Source organism: Paenibacillus chibensis (assembly GCF_004001045.1).
Classification (GTDB): Bacteria; Bacillota; Bacilli; order Paenibacillales; family Paenibacillaceae; genus Paenibacillus_AQ; species Paenibacillus_AQ chibensis.
In genome coordinates this window covers 251,655-271,401 of the sequence record NZ_BIMK01000001.1, presented here as the reverse complement: position 1 = coordinate 271,401, position 19,747 = coordinate 251,655, and the positions used below count along the sequence as shown (strand labels likewise).

Below are 19,747 nucleotides of genomic sequence, written 5' to 3'. Positions count from 1 at the left end.
ATCAATAAGGAGGAGTAGCTTTTGAAAACGACAGACGATTGGCGTATGTGCATCAAGGCGGCAGGACTGGCTCTGCTCCTTGCGGCAGGATCTATGCCTACCGCGTTTGCCGAACACTCGGGTTCGGAAAGCCTCGGGACAAATTTCACTGAGCCGCCAAAAACAGGTCAGCATTCGCCAGTGGATCAGAACCAGACCGTGAAGAAGCAAAAGAAGGTCGCTGTGATTATTGATGATTTCGGGAATGGGCAGGGAGGAACCGAAGAAATGCTGTCGATGCCCATCAAATTGACCGTCGCGATCATGCCGTTCCTGCCAACCACCCGCAGCGACGCGGAGCTGGCTCATCAGAAAGGCCATGACGTCATTGTTCATATGCCGATGGAGCCCAAGCAAGGCAATCCCAAATGGCTGGGACCCGGGGCGATCACGTCCAGCATGAGTGACGAGGAGGTGCGCCGGAAAGTCGAAGAGGCGATCGATAACGTCCCTTACGCGGTCGGAATGAATAATCACATGGGCTCGAAAATTACGGGAGATGAGCGGATTATGGCGATCGTGCTGAAGGTATGCCAGGAAAGGGGCCTTTTTTTTATTGACAGTAAAACCAATTATCACTCCGTTGTCGGTAAAATCGCGGTGAATATGGGCATGCCGCCGGTAGCCAATCATATATTTCTGGACGATCTCCATACGACAAGCCATATCAGCAAACAGCTGCAAGCGGTCGAGCAGTTTGCCAACGAGCATGACAACTGCGTGACCATCGGTCATGTCGGAACCCAAGGCAAGAAGACGGCTGAAGTTCTGCGAAGCGGCACAGCCAGCATGCAGAGCCGCGTGACCTTCGTTGGCATCAGCGATTTGGTCCGGGATATCTGGGGCTGGCAGCCTTCGCCTATATTGCCGTCAAATAATAATTGATGCCGTTCGCGATCGCCTCGGCAATCTGAAGCTGTCCCTTGCGGCGCGTGAGCATATCGCGGTCCTCCGCATTGCTGAGAAAGCCTGTCTCGACGATGACTGCCGGATCGGCAACCTGATTCAGAAGATAAAACGGTCGTCCATGCTTGATGGAACCTTTGGTACCGTATAGCTGGTCGAGCTGCTGTTGAATGGCCGAGGCAAGCAGGACGCTTCGGCCTTCATCCTGATAGAGGACCAATCCGCCGCGCTTGGACGTGTTGCGGTCCCAGTTCACGTGGAGGCTGACGACGATCAGCGTGGGAATTTGCTGGCTGAGCTCTTTTCGTTGGGCCAGATCGCGCTGATGCCTGGATCTGCTGTTGAGCCAGTGATTATCGTCGCTGAGCGCATAGTCGCCCGTCCGGTTGAGCACGGCATGATAGCCTTGGCTGCGCAGAAGCATGAACACCTTTTTGGCGATCGCCAGATTGATGTCTTTCTCCAGAATATCTTTGAATGAGGTGCCGCCGTCGATGCCGCCATGACCCGCATCCACGATGATGACGTCCCTCGGGAATGCCGGATGTTCCTTTACCTCTTCTTTCGGAGTTGCGCTAGACATGGCCTGTACAGGACAGGTGAGGGCAAGGGATGCCGCGATGATGGCGGAGACGGTCAACTGCAGAAGCTTGTTCATGACGTAAAGGCCATCCTTTCCTGATGTAATTTGGTGATCCAGGTGTTAGTGCAATATTTCCAGAAAGCTCTATTACAGCATTATGATGTGCAAAAATCGGAAATAAATGCATTTACCGGGAATGAAAATGAATGCTTCTGACCGTGGGGCTTAGGGTTACGGTCAAAAGGTGCTTCGTTTAAAATACTGCTAAATTGCGCATGCTAGGTGTATCACAGCTGCGGAAGGGGACCTGCGGATGGCAAGTGGAGATGAACTCGTAAAATATATTACTGAACGTGTCGTGACGTATATAGAGACGCCGAAGGAAGAACGGCGACGTAAATCGCGTCCGAAGGAGCCTTGGGCGGAAAAGTGGTTTGGCATGATACCCCTTGGGCTGACGCTGATGAAGAGGGAGCCGGGAAGAAAACGCAAACGATAGGGCAATCCAAAAGGACAGGTCCTATATTAGATACATGCATATAAAAGACGCCATGCCTTTTCAATAGGCAATGGCGTCTTTTCTCGTGCAGGAAGCATTTGTTTAGAGCTGGGATAGGTTGAGGCTGCGGAATTCGCCATGAGCCATCAGGGATGCGGCAGGCAGGAAGCGGTTGCCGCCATTTCCGGATGCGGCATAGAGAACGGTTCCGCCTTGATCTCCGGAGGACCAGGCATGAAGTCCGGTAATGGCAAAGGGAGCTCCATAATTCGCGTTATGTCCGGGTGAAGTGAACACGAGGCTTTGCTCCTCGGTTGTAACAAACCGGATGAGATCGCCGCTGCCTGTGAACGTCAGCTTCGGGGACGTCAGCCATAACAAATTATCATATGGATCGCTTGTCCGCTGCTGCTTGGGCAGCGTCGTCGCCGTGAGGTGAAGGCCGCTGCGCGGCGTAAGACCACCAGAAACGGGATCGCTGGCGACAGCGCCCAGGGGCAGCTCCTCGGCCGTGATGCCATGAATGTATACCGCAGCCTTCTTGCCCGGCAGGGTCACCTTCCAAACGGGAAGGAGGGCGGAATACTGGGCGGATATCGTGACGCCGGCAGGAAGCTTGCCCCCCGCCGTCAGAATGCCGAGCTGCTTTAATCGGTTATACAAAGCCTGCGTATTGTAGGGCATGGACTCATCCTGTCCATACTCGCTTAACATGTAGCCTCCATCATCCGTCGATGTCAGGATCAGGTAGCCCACGGGCTTACCGTTTTGGCTGACCGTCGCCAGCCAGCTGTGCGTACCCGGACCCAGAGGGTCATAGGTTAGGGTTGCCTGTTTCCAATTTTTGAACGAATCCTGCTCGGATAATTCGCTGACCGCTTGTTCCGCGAAGCTGCGGAGCGAAGCCGGGGCTGCGGCGGCTTTGGTGCTGAATACGACATATTTCAAGGCGGCGGCTGTAGGGATCGTTACGCTCTGTTTAACGGACGGAGCCATGTCGGCGGCTTTCGCTGATCCAACGCCTGACAACAGGCATTCTGCCAAAAAAAGCATGGCGGCCGCTTTCGCGGTGAAGGAGAGAATGTGCATTCATTTCACCTTTCTTGTGTTTCAGGGTTATTACCAGTGTAGCGGACAAGCTTTGAAAAGGGTGTTGCAAGCTGTCGCGCGCTATGACGGTCAAACGGTTCTATTTTTGCCTGCTTTTGTCTAATGTCATCTACCGGGAAGAGCGAAGATGAAAGAGACCGCAGGTTATGGCGGACAATTGCACCTTGGGCTCGTACTGCCATGTCGTTTCGCTGCGCCTGCTCGCGTATTGCTCGCGAATCGCAGCCAGTTTTTCTTCATCCGGCTCCTTGAGCAGGTCTTCGTAGTAGACATCGATCACGGCCAATTCCTCATTCAGGCGCTCTCTGGCAAGTTCGGCCCATCCGTAATCCATATCCGCAAGCATCCGGGTCATATGCTCCTCAAGCAAGGAGGCAGCCTGCGGGAGGGCTATGGAAGCTGGCTGGACGTGGATGTTTTCCGGAAGGCGCGGACTTAAGGTGAGGCCTCTTAATTGTTCAGGAAAAGGGGAGACGATTCTGCCGGTGACGAGGGAAATTCCGATGAAATGAAGTTCTTCCTTTTTTACATCACAGGCCATCTCCACCTTGTAGCAAACGCCTAGCCAGGGCTCATAGGCCGCGGAGAACAGCGTTTCGCGCTGCAGCGCCGCCGGCTGCTCGAACAGGTACAGGCAGGAGCCTTCCTGACGGGCGGCGTTCCAGATCTGCTGCAGTCTGCTGCTTCCATATAGAACGTCTTCGCGCTGAATCCGGCCCGGGCCGATTTGGGGCACGAGAGGTGCAGTGCCGAAATAACGGGACAGGATGCTGTCCTGCTGTGGCTGCTGAGGGCTTGCGAGCTGCGCCTTTTGGTCATATTGCTCCGGATCAAATACGAAGGTGAAAGAAAGCGTCTCAGGCTCTACTCCCGTTCTTTCGACAAAACCCCAATAATAAGGCCGGTTGGTCAATTGTTTGTCGGCCTGCGGCGACAGCTTGACCGTAACATGATGGGGGGATTTTTCAATGATCTGGCATTCCGTGCTCTCGAGATAGGCCATCATGTGCTCCTGAACCTGCTGCGGCGACATGCTCATGCTAAGCCTCTTCCTCCCTCATGGATTCGGATTCGAAATCGACCTGCTGCTTGATATGATCGAGCGTTTGTCCAAGCGTGCTTACCTTCTGCCGGATTTCCTCGTCGGATTCGGATTCCAGGAACAGTTTGTACAAGCTTTTTTCCAGGGATTCCTGCTTTTCGAAACGCTCGAGAATGACATCCAGGCCGCCGATGACCATTTCAAACATATTGATCTTTTCATGCAATAGATGCAGGATATGTTCTTCGATCGTTCCGGAGGTGGACAGGTTGTAAATCTGGACATCCTTCTGTTGGCCGAGCCGGTGAACCCGCCCGATCCGCTGTTCTACCCGCATGGGGTTCCAAGGCAAATCGAAGTTGATCATATGGTGGCAGAACTGCAGGTTGATGCCTTCGCCGCCAGCCTCCGTGGCAATCATGACCTGGGCGCGTCCGCGGAACAGATCCATCATCCAGTCTTTTTTGCCCCGGTTCATGCCGCCGCGGTAAGGGACACAGATCAGCCCATGCGTTTGAAAATACTGAAGCAGGTATTCCTGGGTTGCCCGGTACTCGGTAAAAACGATGACCTTCTCGTTCATTTGCTTGATCAGCTCGATGGTTTTCTCTGCTTTCGTGTTGGCCTTGATGGCCTTGATGGCGGTTACGAGCTCCCAGACCTTGGCCGTGAGCGGCGACTCGTCGGGTATTTTTTTCGACAGATTCACGAGCGTCAGGAACACGGCATCGCGGCTGCTGCATACTTCCCGCTGCAGGGTAACGAGCGAGAGCATGCTGCTCAAATTTCCTCCGGACGCCTTATATTGGTCTTTGACAAAGGCCGTTACGCCGTCATATAAAGCTTGTTCTTCAGGCGAAAGCTGCAGGCTGACATTACTTACATGCCGCTTGGTAAAATGGACCGGTCCTTCGCCCCGGCGGTTGCGGATCATGACCTTGGCGAGCTCGTCCTTGAGCTGATCCTGATTTTTGGGCTGCCGTTTACCGACCACGAAATTGGTGGCGAAGTCGCCCTGCCGGCCCAGTTGTCCGGGCTTCAGCAGCGTAATGAGATTAAAAAGCTCGGTCATATCGTTCTGCACCGGCGTGGCGGTCAGCAGCAGACAATATTTTTTGCGGAGCTTTTGTATGAACTGATAGTTGGTCGTTTTTTTGTTTTTCAGCTTATGGGCCTCGTCGATGATCAGCATGTCGTATTCCTGCTCCAGCAGAAACTCCTTGTGCGGATCGCGTTTGGCCGTGTCAATGGATGCAACCACGACATCCGAATGCCAGGTATAGGCTTTCTTCTGGGCGACGGCGGGAATGCCGAACTTGCTGTTCAGCTCGCGAACCCACTGCAGCACAAGGGACGCGGGGACGAGAATGAGCACTTTGGATACAAGTCCGCGAATCATGTATTCTTTTAAAATCATTCCAGCCTCGATCGTTTTGCCGAGCCCGACTTCATCGGCCAAAATGGCTCTTCCGGACATCTCGAACAATACTTTGCGCGCGGTGTCCAGCTGATGGGGGAGCGGAGAGAGGCCCTGCAGGTGCTTCAGGCACTGCAGCTCATCGAAGCTGGTAACCAGGCGCGCTTCTTCACCTTGAATCGCCAGCTGCGCCAGCCGCCAGTCTCCCCAGGGTCCGCCTTTTTCCAGCCGGCTGCTCAGCTGCTCCAGCCAGCTGCGGTCGATATGCAGAGGAACCGGCAGGTTCTGCGGCGTTGCGCTTCCGCTGGTGTGGGAAGTATTCATGCCCGTACCTCCTTGATTATAGATATTCAACCTTTCGGGGCTGGCAATCGGCAGACTTATCGGATCGGATTCGGTTCTTGAAGCCTGCCGAGCCATACTCAGGAACGGATGTTATCGAATTTTGCAAAATCCTGGTATGTGTAGTATGCACGTAAATGAAAGAGTTCATAACCGGCATTCGGGAACGTTGAAGGAGAGACAGGAAGGATTTTCATAAAAGATTTTCAAAGCCGGGGTGTCAAAAAAGTGAGATTGATGGAGAAAAGATGAGGTTGTCCGCTACTCATGGGCTTACTTGCCTTAAATTTCAAAATCAGCTAGTAGAGTTACAATATGTAGTATAGTATAATGAGTAGCGCACACAATATATTGTACGAGATGAACGGAAAAGGGTTTGAATGCCATATATCTTGTTTAACGGAATGTAGCGATGTGAGGGCATCCTTTACGGGATGGCGCCCACTCCGTGATGTTCATTGAATAATACCAAGATCATGGGAGGTAGTTTCGTTTGGGTATGATTCATAAAAAGCAAAAGCTTGAAGGTTTGAGTGAAAAGATCTTTTTGGACCGTTATGCATGGAAGGATCCGGATACGAGTCATGCAAAGGTTGGGGACGTCGTTCTCGTGCTGACCAAAGACGATCCGAAGTTTCCTACCAAGGAAGTCGGTGAGATCGTGAGCCGTGAAGGCAGCGTCGTGACGGTTAAAACCCGCAGGGGCGAGCATGTCGAATCCCATGTGGATAAACTGACCTTAAATATAGAGAAAACACCGGAAGAAATGTGGGACCGCTTGGCGGGAGCCATGTCTTCCGTCGAGGAAACTCCGGAGCTGCGGGAAGAATGGCAGGACAAATTCCGTTACATTCTGGACGACTGGAAGCTGGTTCCCGGCGGCCGGATCGCGGCTGGCGCGGGGGCAAGCGACGAGCTGACGCTGTTCAACTGCTACGTGATTCCATCGCCAAAAGACAGCCGCGGCGGGATTATGGCCACGTTGTCTGAAATGACCGAAATCATGGCGCGCGGGGGCGGCGTTGGTATTAACCTGTCTTCACTCCGTCCGCGCAGATCCGTTGTGAAGGGCGTCAACGGTTCGTCCAGCGGCGCCGTATCATGGGGCGGTTTGTTCAGTTATACCACCGGCTTGATTGAGCAGGGCGGCAGCCGCCGCGGCGCGTTGATGCTCATGATCAACGACTGGCATCCCGACGTCCTGGACTTCATTACGGTCAAACAGACGATGGGACAAGTCACCAATGCGAACTTGTCCGTCTGCGTCAGCAATGACTTCATGAAGGCGGTCAAAGAGGATCTCGACTGGGAGCTCGTATTCCCGGATACGACGGAGCCGGACTATAACGAGGTATGGGACGGCGATCTCGACAAGTGGAAGAAGGAAGGCCGCAGCGTCATCCATTACCGTACCGTCAAGGCACGTGAAATTTGGCATACGATTATCGAATCGGCATGGAAATCCGCGGAGCCTGGCGTCGTATTCATGGAATACTACAACCAGATGTCCAACAGCTGGTATTTCAACCCGATCATTTGCACGAATCCTTGCGGCGAGCAGGGGCTGCCGGCATGGGGCGTCTGCAACCTGTCCGCGATGAATCTTTCCAAGTTCTATGACGAAGCGAAGCATGACGTCGCTTGGGACGAACTTGCGCTCACGACGCGTTATTCCGTGCGATTCCTGGATAACGTCATTTCCGCGACGCCGTATCATTTCGAAGAAAATGAAGCGAATCAGAAGAAAGAGCGCCGCGTAGGTCTGGGAACGATGGGGCTGGCGGAGCTGATGATCAAGCTGAACATCCGCTATGGCAGCAAGGAATCGATGTTATTCCTGGATAAGTTGTACGGTTTCATCGCCCGCGAGGCATATCTCGCCTCTTCGGAAATTGCTGCTGAGAAGGGCTCCTTCCCTGCGTTTGATGCGGAGCTGTACCTGCAAAGCGGCTTTATGAAAAATATGGCCGAGGTATACCCCGAAGTCGGGGATGCGATCCGCGAAAACGGCATGCGCAATGTTACCGTCATTACGCAGGCGCCGACCGGAAGCACGGGCACCATGGTGGGTACGTCCACGGGCATCGAGCCTTACTTTGCCTTCAAATACTTCCGTCAAAGCCGGCTAGGCTTTGACGAGCAGTTCGTGCCGATCGCCCAGGACTGGCTTGATGCGCATCCGGGCGAAGAGCTACCGGATTACTTCGTTACCGCGATGGATTTGTCTGCCGAGGATCATATCCGTGCGCAAGCGGCCATCCAGCGCTGGGTGGACAGCTCGATCTCGAAGACGGCGAATTGCCCGGCGGACTTTACCGTCGAAGAGACGGAGCGCCTCTATGAACTCGCCTTCGATCTGGGCTGCAAAGGCGTGACGATTTATCGTGACGGCAGCCGCGACGTGCAGGTGCTGCAGACGGAGAAGAAAGAAGACAAAAAAGAAGTCGCTGCCGTTCAAGAAGTGGCGAGCGCGAAAGAAACCGCGGTTCAAGAGCCGGCAGCCAAGCTGGAAGCCGCTGTGGCTGAGTCCGGCGCGAAGGTCGTCGATAAGCAGTATAAGCGCCGTCCGCAGGTGCTGCGCGGAGCGACTTACAAAATCAACACGCCGTTCGGTATGGCATATATTACTATTAATGATCTCGACGGTATTCCAAGCGAAATCTTCCTGAACGTCGGCAAAGCCGGTTCCGACGTATTCGCGATGGCCGAAGCCCTCGGACGCGTCTGCTCCTTGTTCCTTCGTTACGGGGATCACGGCCACAAGGTTGAGCTGCTGATTAAGCATCTCAAGGGCATCGGCGGTTCCGGAGCCATCGGCTTTGGCGCCAACCGCGTGGAATCCATCGCGGACGCCGTCGCCAAGGCACTCGAAACGCATGTGCAGGCAGGCTATGATGAAGAGCATGACCCGGCGCCGGTCGCTGCCACGCTGGCACCGGAAACGGCCGATCACGGCGGCGGCCATGACCACCGCTACGATGATCCGCAAGCTTCACGCGATCTTTGCCCGTCCTGCGGATCCGCGACGCTGATCAATATCGAGGGCTGCAAAACCTGCGGGAATTGCGGGTATAGCAAGTGCTCGTAAGCAAGCTGAAGTGATGAACGCTGCGAGATTTGTGTGTGTGGAATCACGAATACTGCAAAATCAGTCACAAATATTGATAACAATGGATCACTAATATTGAGAAGAGTTCATATTAATCATTAATTAAAATGCATAATTTTTAGTATAGTTATAATTATGAAATTGTAGTTTAATTCTCATGCAAGGTTGTCCATTTAACAGACGTTTAAAGTATGGGTTTTATGACAAAAAAATAAATATTTGACTAAGCGTGGTCACATAAACAAGCGATTATCGAGAAGGCGGTTTAAACCTTTTCTCGATTGATCGCTTGTTTTGTTATAAATACGAGTCCCAACCGTAGAAGATCATTCGGATTTACGCGATGCGTTGGGACATTGAGGTCTCTTTCAGTGCACCAAATCGCTGCTTCGCCTGCAAAAAGAGTTTCAAGGCCGTTCCTACAATTTGCTGACCAGCCACACGGCGATTGTGTTTTGCCGATACATACTGCTGGCGTGGCAATATCGGAAAAGCACCGATGCCGTTCTTTTGTTGTGCGACGTGGTCGGTACTCTCGATTGGGTCGTTGCCCTGCAACAGCTGCTGGATTTGATCAACCAAGTAGCCCAAAAAGCCGGTAAGAAGATTTCCGCTCTTATTCTTATTCAGCGTCACTCCATCAATGGATTGCCGCTTTGCCCAGTTACATCAAGGCTTGTTTGCCGATTTCATGCTGCGAAAGTTGAGTTAAAATGTATGGGAGACCACAGCAAAAACATCGCCCAATATATTAGCTATGGAGAATAGGACGGGGCGCAGCGGGAAAAATATTAAAAAAATAAGGGGGTGGGTGCGTGGTAACCCTTCCTGATGGGACAACTTTGCCCAGAATCGGTCAAGGTACGTGGTATATGGGGGATGAGCCGTCCAAGAAAAATGAAGAGCTTCGAACGTTAAGACGCGGTGTGGAGCTTGGATTGAACCTGATCGATTCGGCTGAAATGTATGGCGATGGCAGATCTGAGTCTTTGGTTGGAGAAGCGATCGAAGGGATACGAGATCAAGTGTTTTTGGTATCCAAAGTGTACCCGCACAACGCGGGTCTGAATCGCATCGTCGGCAGCTGCGAACAAAGCTTGAAGCGGTTAAAGACGGACCGTCTCGACCTTTATCTTCTTCACTGGAGAGGAAGTATTCCTCTAAGCGAAACGGTAGAAGCGATGGAGCAATTGGTCGAAGCGGGGAAAATTTTGCGATGGGGCGTCTCGAACCTGGACACGGACGATATGAAAGAACTGTTCGACGTGGTGCGAGGGACGCATTGCATGGTCGATCAGGTGCTGTATCATCTCGGTTCCCGCGGCGTAGAATACGACCTGCTTCCTTGGTTGAGAGAGCAAAAAATCCCGACGATGGCCTACAGTCCGCTCGCCCAGGCGGGCACTTTACGAAGAGGGTTGGTTGAGCACCCAGCTGTTAAGGAAATTGCCGATCGACATGGTGTGAAGCCGCTTCAGATTCTTTTGGCTTGGTGCATTAGAAGCGGTGACGTAATTGCCATTCCTAAGGCTTCGACAGCAGCACATGTCGAAGAGAATGCGGAGGCGGAACGTATTAAGCTTACCGAGGAAGACTTGGGGATGTTAAATGAGGCGTTCCCCCAACCGACTAGAAAGGTTCAGCTCGACATGATTTAAGAAAGCATGAAAGTTCCCCCAGGTTAGACTTGTTTGATGGATCCCCGAATTTCATGCCAATCGTTATTCCGGAGGCATGCGAATTGGAGGATGAGAAGCTTCTGTTCCTGTCCGACGTGTTGCCGAACTATGCGGAGGATGTGCCATGGGGGATTGTACCCTGAGGGACGGACAGCCCCATGTGTTTAGCCGATTTGTTGTCAATATTAGTGGGACCAAGTTTCATTCTCGAACTTGGCCGGGCGCTGGATCGCGGCCGGAAAAACTGAGCCGAGCGAAACCGATTGGCTGGATCTATCCTCGGATCATCCTGCGCAGCTTTGCGTCAAGATCTTTTCTTCATGCGGGCGCAGATGTCAGTTGTTGACATGCCGAAATGAGCGCGAAACACCCTGGCAAAAACCGAAGATGAGGAAAATCCGCAATGCAGGGCGTTCTCCGTCACGGGTATGTCCGGCCGGCACAAGAGAATGCTCGCGGCCTTTTCGACACGTTTCCGCTGAATGAAATTATCAAGCTTCTCGCCCACGATTCCTTTAAAAATCCGATGAAAATGATAGGGAGAAAAGCCCGCCACCGCTGCAAGAACCTGCAGGCGCAATTCGGTGTCCAAGTGTGAATGGATGAGATCGATCACATTATTGAAGAGTGGAAACATTTTCGTTGTGGCTCATGCGCTCACCTTCCGTACCCGATTGGTCAAGGCGTACCGTATCCCGATCTCATTTCCATCTTCGCTGATTTTCCCGTTGTTCAACAAACTTATTGAGGTGTAATCATTCACAGGGAGGATATACGCATGAACCCCAAATATAAGCCATTATTTGAAGACTTTACGCTGCGAAGCGGCATCCGGCTGGACAATCGACTCGTCATGGCCCCGATGACAAACTGGTCGTCGAATGAGGACGGCACGGTGTCGGACACCGAGGTCGACTATTACATCCGCCGGGCCGGCGGCGTCGGCATGGTCGTGACCACATGCACCTACGTCACCCGCAACGGCAAAGGGTTCGCTGGCGAGTTCGGCGCCGACACCGACGACATGATCCCAAGCCTGCGGCGTCTTGCGTCCGCGATCAAGGAAAAAGGCGCCGCGGCGCTGCTGCAGATTTTCCACGGTGGGCGACTGTGCCCGTCGGAGCTGGTGCCGGGCGGGGATATCGTGAGCGCGAGCGACGTGCCGTCGGAACAGAACGAGAATGTCAGGCCAAGGCCGCTCCAAGATGACGAGATCGAAGCGATCGTGCGCAACTTCGGGGAGACGGCACGGCGGGCGATTGAGGCGGGCTTCGACGGGGTAGAGATTCACGGCGCGAATGGATACCTGCTGCAGCAGTTTTTCTCGCCGCATACGAACCGCCGCGACGACCGCTGGGGCGGGGATCTGGCGAAACGGCTGACGTTTCCGATTGCAGTGGTGGAGGAGGTGAAGCGGGTCGTCGCCGAGCATGCCAAACGGCCGTTTGCCGTCGGATACCGCTTCTCGCCGGAAGAACCGGAGGAGAACGGCATCACGATGGACGACACTTTGAAGTTGGTCGACGTGCTCGCAGGCCAGGAGTTGGACTACCTCCATGTGTCGCTCATGGACTTCCGGTCCAAACCGCGGGTCGGGGCGGATGACAGCAGGTCGCGGCTGCAATGGATTGTGGATACGGCTGGCGGAAGGACGCCCGTCATCGGCGTCGGCTCCGTGCATACGCCCGAGGAAGCGATGGAGGCGCTGCTGACGGGCGCACCGCTGGTTGCCCTCGGCCGCGAGCTGATCATGGAGCCCGATTGGGCCGCTAAGGTCGCGGAAGGACGGGAGGCAGAGATCGCGACGACGCTCAGCAAGCGGGACCAGCGCCGACTGGTCATCCCGGATCCGCTCTGGCAGGGTATCATGGGCACGCCGGGCTGGTTCCCGGTGATGGACTGAGCGCTTCGCCGCGCAGACGGCTTTTCCGTCACCAGTCTTAAGCCGATCCTCCATTTCGGTTCATAGATATTTAATATCTCAAACGGCGGCCGAACCACTGCCTGAAGATCGATAAATGGTTCATCAACGATCTGTACGCCAATCAGGCGGATCCGGAGATCGAGACAACGATACTGACCTTGGCCAGAAGGCCTTAACCTCAAATGATTGCCGAAGGCGTCGAGATGGAAGAGCAGGTCGCCTTCCTGAAGCGGAACAAGGGCGATGAAGTGCAGGAGTATTTCTTCGGCTGACCCGTGCCTGCCGGCGGAATTCGAAGCGGCCTGCCTCGCTCCCGATCATAAGCCGGCATAAAGGTACGATTTCACACCGGGGCCCACATACGCATTCCAGACGATCAGGTTGTAGGGTTGATTTGTCTCCTTCATCCGCGTGTCGGGAAAATCCCAATCCAGCCGTTTCCAGTGGAAGACAAATCTCATAATTCCGCATGGAGCAGCTTCCTCATCACCCTTATTTAAAGATAGTTATGTGCATGCGGCGGTGATGATAAAACTTGCTATTTGACATGGCGCACGGAAGTAACTAAAATGGTTACAACGGAGTGATGCGAAGTGAAGCAGATCAGCAGCCGCTTTTCCGTAGCGGTCCATATCTTATCCCTGATCGCCGTAAGCACGAAAGAATGCACCGGCGATTATATCGCGGGAAGCGTCAACACGAACCCCGTCATAATCCGCAAAATCATGGGCAACCTGAAGAAAGCGGGTCTGGTCGATGTGCGTCCAGGCGTGGGTGGCGCGTCTCTGCTGAAGGCCCCGGATGAGATCACGCTTCTCGATGTCTACCGCGCTGTGGACGTCGTCGATGAAGGACAGCTATTCCACGTCCACGACGGGCCGAACCCCGACTGCCCGGTCGGCGGAAGCATTGAAGCTGCGCTACGTGCGGAGTTCGCTGAAGCGCAGGCGGCCATGGAGCGACGGCTGGAGAAGACCACGCTGGCGCAGCTCGCGATGCAGTTTAAAAGCTCATCATGAGCTTTTATTATACATTAGTTGTAACTAATATTGTTATAACGATAATGATTACAACAAAACGAAAATTTGGAGGGATTCCGATGAAATTGTTGGTGACAGGCGCAACCGGTAAGCTGGGTTCGATGGCGGTGGAGAAGCTGCTCGAAACCGTGCCGGCGGAAAATGTGGCAGTGAGCGTGCGCGATCCGAAGAAAGCGGAGCATCTGCGCGCCCGCGGCGTCGACGTGCGTAGAGGCGACTTTGACAAGCCGGAGACGCTGGATCGCGCGTTCGCGGGCATCGACCGTGTGCTGCTGATTTCCACAGACGGCGACAACGAAACGCGCATTCGCCAGCATAAGGCTGCGGTGGAGGCTGCGAAGCGCGCGAACGTCGGCTTCATCGCCTATACCAGCATCGGCCGCGCGGACGACAGCAACATCTTTCTCGCCGAAGTTCACCGGGCGACGGAAGCGGCAATCCGGGACAGCGGCATTCCGTACTCGTTTCTGCGAAATAACTGGTACACCGAGAACGAGATCGGCACAGTTCAGGCGGTGCTCGGCGGCGCGCCCTGGCTGACCTCGGCCGGATCCGGCCGGGTAGGATGGGCGTCACGCCGCGATTATGCGCACGCGGCCGCAGCTGTGCTGGCTGGAAGCGGTCATGAGAACACCGTTTATGAGCTTTCGGGCAAGCCGCTCACGCAGGAGCAATTCGCAGCAGAGCTTGTCGGCGTGCTGGGCCGCGATGTTCCGATGCAGCAGGTGGATGACGAGACGTACGCCTCTATCATGGTGGGCGCCGGCGTGCCCGAGCCCGTGGTGCCGATTGTGGTGGCGATTCAGCGCGGGATCCGCGAAGGCAATCTGGACATCGAGAGCGGAGACTTTGAGAAGCTGCTTGGCCGCCCGGCCGAGCCGGTGGGCGGCGTGCTTCGCGGTATGGTGAGCGAGCTCCAGTCGGGAAATAATTGATTTTGCAGGGGTTATCCCAGGGCCGATTCGATGAAGGCCTGGGATAGCCTTTTTTGCATGGAAACAGGTGAGTAAACACGAAAAATCGTGTTCAGACGGGCAAGTGGGCGGGGAACGGTCTACTCGTCCCGGATAGAAGCTAGCGAGTAAATGAAAGGATTCTGCAACTTTTAGAGGCTTAGTACATCCATTTAGGTGCATGCCAGCCCTGGCATATCATGATGTTCCGCCAACCAATAACGGAAATATTCCAATTTTTTCGGCTGCTTGAGCCAGCTCTACACTTGTCCCAGTGCGAAGGTTGCATCGACCTCATCAAAAACGGGGACCAAATCCAAAACACTAAGTTTAATCGGTTTCACTGTGATAGGCGTCCTGTTCGTGGATTTCGGTAAAATTCAATCATATCAATAAACATAACCCTATATTCGCTCATTACCTTACCTAAATCATGCATTCGGCCATGACCTACGTAATAATTGCCCCGATCATCCTTAATCAGATCCTTAAACAATTCAACATTCAAAGTAATTGACTCCCTTCATAACTCCTATGTAGCGGTGATAATTCAGAAAAAGACCTAAGTCTTGCGCTTAGACTGATCGTTCCTGTTGAAGCATCGATTGTTATTTCATGTTCTTTACTCAATATGTTTTAAGCAGAATGGAGTCAGTATTCCCCGCTCGTCCAGACAACAAACATACATGTACGTAAACAGATCCATTTAGCCCCCACCTCTTTTGAAGACAGAAGCATAGATCCAAATCATAACAAGCAGAAGTTCTGGTTCATTGAACAATGAACCCAGGACCTTTTTTTATGATGATAACAGGGTGATAAGTAGATCTGGACTTGAAGAAGTTCTTCGACCAAGTGAATCACGACATGCTCATGGCAAGGGTGACGGAAGGTGAAGGACAAGCGAGTGTTGAAGCTGATCCGAGTTTACCTGAGTGCTGGGATGGAAAACGGATTTTGCCAAAAGACAGTGGAAGGAGCGCGTAAGGCGGCCCGCTGAGCCCACTCTTGGCAAACATTCTGTTGGATGACCTGGACCGAGAGCAAGAGGATTGTGGTTTGTCCGCTATGCAGACGACTGCAACATCATCGTTGCGAGTAAACGAGCAGGGGCGAACGCGGAAGCTGCCAAATTTCCGCATCGCATTCATCGCGATGTTGATCGGGCTGAGCGTTCCGCCAACCAGCTTGGCCATCTGCTCTTCTTCCTCCAATGGAGTCTTCTTGCCGTCCATTCCGACGCATTCGATGGACATCCGGACCCCCGCCCGTTAATTCTTTTATATGCAGCCTCATGTCTTTGAAATCTTCAAAGTTGAAGATTTCGACGTTATCTGGCGACAGATCTGGAGCTCTGTGTAGAGGACAGTAATTGAACCGGTGCGCTATCAGCAAAGCTTGCCGGTCGTATGATTTTTCGATTATAGGGCAAGATAATAACCACATGATTTTGATTACTTTAATAACGGAGAAGACTATGGATGAAAAATACGACCCTCAAATGCAAAATCATCAAATGTCCACATGGTTTGATGAATTAAAACGGAAATTAAACCATATGGATGATGCCGAAGTCGTTGAGCACAGAATGGGTAACTGTGCTTTAGTCCATCTTTTATACATAAAAACGTTGATCGATCAAGAGCGATTAAACGAGGCGATTATTCAGCCGTTACATCGATGTGCTGGCAATTCGCTTTCTTTAAGCATAATCAATGCCAAAGTGTCGGAAATTCTATCGATCGAAGATGCTGAGCAAAAAATAATGCAAGGATTCATTCTTCTAAACGATTCAGTCAATGATCAATGGTTAGGCGTTCAGCTGGAAAATTCTTTGGGTCGGGCAATTGAATCTTCCCAAACGGAAACGGTTATCTATGGAGCGAAAGACAGCTTCAGCGAACAAATCGATAAAAACATTACAATCTTGCGCAGACGTTTGCCTATAACGACATTAAAAACGGAGAGCTTCACTGTCGGTTCACTGAGTAAAACGAAAGTTGTGTTACTGTACATAGACGGATTAATTAATCCGGAATTTGTTTCCCTTGCAAGAAAGAAAATTGAAAGTGTGAATTTCGATCAATTTCTAGACTCCGCTCAGCTTGCAGCTTTTATTGAAGATCATCATCATACGGTCTTTCCGCAGTTACTACAAACGGATCGGCCGGATGCCTGCGCCTACGCCTTAGGTGAGGGAAAGCTGACGCTATTGGTCTCCAATTCACCTTTTGCCTTAATTGGTCCCATTACTTTCTTTCATCTATTCCAATCGCCGGAAGACTACTTCCTCCGTTGGCCGGTAGCTAGTTTTTTACGTTTAATCCGGTATGGAAGTTTTATTGTTTCTTTGACGATGATTCCTTTTTATGTTGCGTTAACGACATTTCATTACCAAATGGTTCCGCTACCGATTCTTTTCGTATTATTGGAATCGAGAAGCAAATTGCCCTTTAGTCCATTTGTTGAAGGATTTTTCATGATCGTAACGCTGGAAATCATCAAAGAAGCGAGTTTGCGAATGCCGACCAAAACCAGTCAAACGTTAGGGGTTATCGGTGGTATCGTCATTGGACAAGCGGCTGTAGAAGCAGGATTTTCAAGTAAAGTATTGATTGTTTTGATGGGTATATCCGCTATTGCTTTCTTTTTAGTTCCCAATTATCAAATGACAAAATCCATGGTGCTGATGCAAGTGCTTCTTCTTATCCTTGCCTCGTTTCTTGGATTGCCGGGAATCGTGATCGGGATAATCGGTATTCTTGCTCATCTACATGGATTAACGTCATTAGGCCAACCTTTTTTTGCGCCGATCGCTCCTTTTTATGGGAAGGATTGGATCGACCTCTTTATCCGCGGCCCATTAATTTGGATGAAAACGCGTCCGGGTTATCTAAAACCACTACGGAAATGGCGACAGGAGATGAAGAAATGAAGACTTTATCCTTATACAATCGAACTTCAAACCTTGGCGGCATCTATTTCCTTTTATTGGTTAATCGCACACAAATGCATTATTTTATTTTAATCATGCCGATTTATTTAGTTCATTCGTATATGTTTTGGGGAATTGTCGTCTTGGGGCTGCTGTCCCAACTTAATTTGATGATGCTGTCCAAATGGTTTACTTCCAGTTATGCAGCGAAAGGCTATCAAGGATTTGTACAGCTGTTCGGAAAACGGATGGTTCAAGTTTTCGCAATACTTGGTTTTTTGATCATATTGTTAAAAATTTCAATCATCACACTGGGGTACGTTGAAATGCTCCATAGTTTTATTTATCCATCTATGAATAAAAAGTGGCTGATCCTAATGATTCTTTTGATCAGCTTATTTGTGGCTTCACATGGAATGGAGAAAACATTGCGTTTTGTCGTCATCGCCTTTCTTTGCGGGGCATGGATCACAATCGTGTTTGTTCCTTTTTTCTTCTTTCCGTCGATTGCAAATTACCGCGATTTGTACCCTCTCCTTCCCACCGAATGGTCAGGACAATCATGGCAGGGTTTGTTGTTTATTTGGTCGGCATTTTCCGGTTCGGTATATTTGGCCTTTATGTTAGTATATATGGGAAGCTACATTCAAACGAGCTTTTTAGAACGAATCGATTACATCTTTATCTCTTTCCATATGTTTAATTATGTGTTTGACATCTCTATTCTTCTGTTGTGTTTTTATGGAGCCGGAAGAATCTTTATGAGAAAAATGAACGAACGAACGACCCGGATCGGATTATTGTCGAGTTGGTTCGTCATTTTGATAAGCATCATCTTAATGAATCAATGGTTATGGCAAACGATTCCGGGTCAAAAGATGTTACTGAACATTCAAATCTGGCTCGGCGCATTCGTTAATTTACTTGTTCCTACGATCCTTTTCACTGCAGTTAAACGAAAGGAGAGTATGTAGGCATGGCGTTATACAAGCACTATGGTTTATTGGTGATTGTAAGCCTTATGTGGATGGCCGGCTGTTCTTCTCAATATGTCGAAAACAGTAGGATCGAAGAGATCGCTCCGGTCGTTTTCTGGTCTGTTGACAAGGGGACGGAAGGAAAGTTGAAGATCAGCACTTTAGTACCACCGCTCATCCAAGAAAAAAAACGTCTTCTCTCCAAGGAAGTCGATCTGTTAAAGCAGGGAGGCAAGGAGTTTAATTTAATTTATTATCAGGAATTAAAGCAGGGGCAGCTGCGAATGTTATTAATCAATGAGGAACTGGCAAAAAAAGGAGGCATTGAAAAGCTGATCAATACGATATTGGTTGATCCCGATATTTCAATGCGTGTCTATGTATTGATTGTCAGAGGCGATTTTGATGAATACATAAAAAATCAATTGACGAAGCAAGAAAACCAAGATTATTTTCTTTATCGGATGTTAAAGCATTACGAAGAGCATAACCAAGGTGAAATGAGCATCGTCAATATTCATCAATTTATTCTTAAGGATCCGATCCTGCCGGTTTTTCATTCAGATAAGAACAATTTCAATTACGTAGGGACAGCCCTCTTCCAAAAAGATAAAGAAGTAATGGTCATTCAAGATATGGACGATGAAATTTTTCAACTTCTGGATAACGATCATTTTCTAAAAGTCTTGGCCATTCCAAAGTTATCTATCAGTTTAGGACGTGTTCGATCCAATGTTCACATGAAACTATCGAGGGACTATTCATCCTTGTCTTTACACGTGGGATTGAACGCAAGAATTGAGGAATACCAGGGAGAAAAGAATATTCAAAGTGAGGAACAATTGGAACATTTAATTCATGAGATTGAGGTCTACCTTGAGGAACAAACGTCAGAATTATTAAAAAGTATGCAACGGTTGAAAGTGGATCCCTTAGAGGTTGGAACACATTCGCTTAAGCCGTTTTCTAAAGAACTAACGGAAGAGCAATGGTTGGAATATTGGAGAAATATGAAAATTGATGTTGACTTCGACATCAAAATACAGCCTTTAATCAATGTGGATCGGTAGATGTGATTCAAACCAAGCAAATCGTTCCGAGCCGCTTGAAATAAGCGGTTTTTTGTTGCAATAAGATTCTCTTACAAAAATCCGCTCTACGAGACTCACAAATTGATTTATGCTCGGGGATC

At 50.8% G+C, this 19,747-nt stretch carries 16 protein-coding genes and 2 pseudogenes; 13 read left to right on the top strand and 5 right to left on the bottom strand.

Annotated elements, in window-relative coordinates:
• The first annotated feature begins 21 nt into the window (after positions 1-21).
• Positions 22-924: a divergent polysaccharide deacetylase family protein gene (locus PCH05_RS01225; RefSeq protein ID WP_246049313.1), complete on the top strand. Its 903-nt coding sequence runs from the start codon at positions 22-24 to the stop codon at positions 922-924.
• Here PCH05_RS01225 and PCH05_RS01220 read toward each other — a convergent pair.
• Positions 899-1,603: an N-acetylmuramoyl-L-alanine amidase gene (locus tag PCH05_RS01220; protein ID WP_127599819.1), complete on the bottom strand. Its 705-nt coding sequence runs from the start codon at positions 1,601-1,603 to the stop codon at positions 899-901. The genes PCH05_RS01225 and PCH05_RS01220 overlap by 26 nt on opposite strands.
• Positions 1,604-1,841: 238 nt before the next feature.
• On the opposite strand from PCH05_RS01220, the gene PCH05_RS01215 reads away from it, so the two are divergent.
• Entirely contained in the window at positions 1,842-2,027 is a 186-nt protein-coding gene (locus PCH05_RS01215; protein ID WP_127599817.1) for a YqzE family protein, read from the top strand.
• 102 nt (positions 2,028-2,129) lie between these two features.
• Here the strand turns inward: PCH05_RS01215 and PCH05_RS01210 are convergent, their stop codons facing one another.
• The 3 genes from PCH05_RS01210 to PCH05_RS01200 form a co-directional block, all read right to left on the bottom strand.
• Positions 2,130-3,116 (bottom strand): hypothetical protein, encoded by a 987-nt coding sequence (locus PCH05_RS01210; RefSeq protein ID WP_164766499.1) that lies wholly within the window; start codon positions 3,114-3,116, stop codon positions 2,130-2,132.
• Between the two features lie 130 nt (positions 3,117-3,246).
• On the bottom strand, positions 3,247-4,176 hold the full coding sequence (locus PCH05_RS01205) for a YqhG family protein (protein ID WP_127599814.1): 930 nt from the start codon (positions 4,174-4,176) through the stop codon (positions 3,247-3,249).
• 1 nt (position 4,177) lies between these two features.
• The gene (locus tag PCH05_RS01200; RefSeq protein ID WP_127599812.1) at positions 4,178-5,920 is read right to left on the bottom strand and encodes a DEAD/DEAH box helicase; all 1,743 of its coding nucleotides are present in this window, start codon (positions 5,918-5,920) and stop codon (positions 4,178-4,180) included.
• 517 nt (positions 5,921-6,437) lie between these two features.
• Between PCH05_RS01200 and PCH05_RS01195 the strand changes: the two genes are divergently transcribed.
• The 3 genes and pseudogenes from PCH05_RS01195 to PCH05_RS01185 all read left to right on the top strand — a co-directional run bounded on the left by PCH05_RS01195 (position 6,438) and on the right by PCH05_RS01185 (position 10,705).
• Positions 6,438-9,026 (top strand): adenosylcobalamin-dependent ribonucleoside-diphosphate reductase, encoded by a 2,589-nt coding sequence (locus tag PCH05_RS01195; RefSeq protein WP_127599972.1) that lies wholly within the window; start codon positions 6,438-6,440, stop codon positions 9,024-9,026.
• A gap of 346 nt (positions 9,027-9,372) precedes the next feature.
• Positions 9,373-9,754: pseudogene (locus PCH05_RS27590) on the top strand (IS4 family transposase); the annotation flags it as partial.
• A 108-nt stretch (positions 9,755-9,862) separates the two neighbouring features.
• Positions 9,863-10,705: an aldo/keto reductase gene (locus PCH05_RS01185; protein WP_246049312.1), complete on the top strand. Its 843-nt coding sequence runs from the start codon at positions 9,863-9,865 to the stop codon at positions 10,703-10,705.
• Positions 10,706-11,030: 325 nt separating this feature from the next.
• Here PCH05_RS01185 and PCH05_RS01180 read toward each other — a convergent pair whose 3' ends face one another.
• Entirely contained in the window at positions 11,031-11,318 is a 288-nt protein-coding gene (locus tag PCH05_RS01180; RefSeq protein WP_164766498.1) for a helix-turn-helix transcriptional regulator, read from the bottom strand.
• Between the two features lie 186 nt (positions 11,319-11,504).
• On the opposite strand from PCH05_RS01180, the gene PCH05_RS01175 reads away from it, so the two are divergent.
• From PCH05_RS01175 to PCH05_RS01140, 8 genes and pseudogenes are all read left to right on the top strand, one after another.
• Complete coding sequence (locus PCH05_RS01175) at positions 11,505-12,629, top strand: NADH-dependent flavin oxidoreductase (RefSeq protein WP_127599808.1); 1,125 nt, start codon at positions 11,505-11,507, stop codon at positions 12,627-12,629.
• A 614-nt stretch (positions 12,630-13,243) separates the two neighbouring features.
• Entirely contained in the window at positions 13,244-13,669 is a 426-nt protein-coding gene (locus PCH05_RS01170) for an Rrf2 family transcriptional regulator (protein ID WP_127599806.1), read from the top strand.
• 80 nt (positions 13,670-13,749) lie between these two features.
• A complete protein-coding gene (locus PCH05_RS01165; protein WP_127599968.1) occupies positions 13,750-14,625 on the top strand; it encodes an SDR family oxidoreductase in 876 nt (291 codons plus the stop codon).
• Between the two features lie 840 nt (positions 14,626-15,465).
• Positions 15,466-15,755 (top strand): annotated as a pseudogene (locus tag PCH05_RS27585) (reverse transcriptase domain-containing protein); the annotation flags it as partial.
• Positions 15,712-15,918: a hypothetical protein gene (locus PCH05_RS27580; RefSeq protein WP_246049311.1), complete on the top strand. Its 207-nt coding sequence runs from the start codon at positions 15,712-15,714 to the stop codon at positions 15,916-15,918. The pseudogene PCH05_RS27585 and the gene PCH05_RS27580, both read left to right, overlap by 44 nt.
• A gap of 202 nt (positions 15,919-16,120) precedes the next feature.
• Positions 16,121-17,578 (top strand): spore germination protein, encoded by a 1,458-nt coding sequence (locus PCH05_RS01150; protein WP_127599966.1) that lies wholly within the window; start codon positions 16,121-16,123, stop codon positions 17,576-17,578.
• Positions 17,575-18,552 (top strand): spore gernimation protein, encoded by a 978-nt coding sequence (locus PCH05_RS01145; protein WP_127599964.1) that lies wholly within the window; start codon positions 17,575-17,577, stop codon positions 18,550-18,552. The genes PCH05_RS01150 and PCH05_RS01145 overlap by 4 nt, the downstream gene beginning before the upstream one ends.
• 2 nt (positions 18,553-18,554) lie before the next feature.
• Positions 18,555-19,625 (top strand): Ger(x)C family spore germination protein, encoded by a 1,071-nt coding sequence (locus tag PCH05_RS01140; protein ID WP_127599804.1) that lies wholly within the window; start codon positions 18,555-18,557, stop codon positions 19,623-19,625.
• Positions 19,626-19,747 lie beyond the last annotated feature (122 nt).

What these genes read in the sequence shown, in the direction of transcription:
- PCH05_RS01220 (WP_127599819.1), bottom strand. Translation starts at nt 1,603, where the DNA reads ATGAACAAGCTTCTGCAGTTGACCGTCTCCGCCATCATCGCGGCATCC.
- PCH05_RS01215 (WP_127599817.1), top strand. Translation starts at nt 1,842, where the DNA reads ATGGCAAGTGGAGATGAACTCGTAAAATATATTACTGAACGTGTCGTG.
- PCH05_RS01210 (WP_164766499.1), bottom strand. Translation starts at nt 3,116, where the DNA reads ATGCACATTCTCTCCTTCACCGCGAAAGCGGCCGCCATGCTTTTTTTG.
- PCH05_RS01205 (WP_127599814.1), bottom strand. Translation starts at nt 4,176, where the DNA reads ATGAGCATGTCGCCGCAGCAGGTTCAGGAGCACATGATGGCCTATCTC.
- PCH05_RS01200 (WP_127599812.1), bottom strand. Translation starts at nt 5,920, where the DNA reads ATGAATACTTCCCACACCAGCGGAAGCGCAACGCCGCAGAACCTGCCG.
- PCH05_RS01195 (WP_127599972.1), top strand. Translation starts at nt 6,438, where the DNA reads ATGATTCATAAAAAGCAAAAGCTTGAAGGTTTGAGTGAAAAGATCTTT.
- PCH05_RS01175 (WP_127599808.1), top strand. Translation starts at nt 11,505, where the DNA reads ATGAACCCCAAATATAAGCCATTATTTGAAGACTTTACGCTGCGAAGC.
- PCH05_RS01165 (WP_127599968.1), top strand. Translation starts at nt 13,750, where the DNA reads ATGAAATTGTTGGTGACAGGCGCAACCGGTAAGCTGGGTTCGATGGCG.
- PCH05_RS27580 (WP_246049311.1), top strand. Translation starts at nt 15,712, where the DNA reads ATGCAGACGACTGCAACATCATCGTTGCGAGTAAACGAGCAGGGGCGA.
- PCH05_RS01150 (WP_127599966.1), top strand. Translation starts at nt 16,121, where the DNA reads ATGGATGAAAAATACGACCCTCAAATGCAAAATCATCAAATGTCCACA.
- PCH05_RS01145 (WP_127599964.1), top strand. Translation starts at nt 17,575, where the DNA reads ATGAAGACTTTATCCTTATACAATCGAACTTCAAACCTTGGCGGCATC.
- PCH05_RS01140 (WP_127599804.1), top strand. Translation starts at nt 18,555, where the DNA reads ATGGCGTTATACAAGCACTATGGTTTATTGGTGATTGTAAGCCTTATG.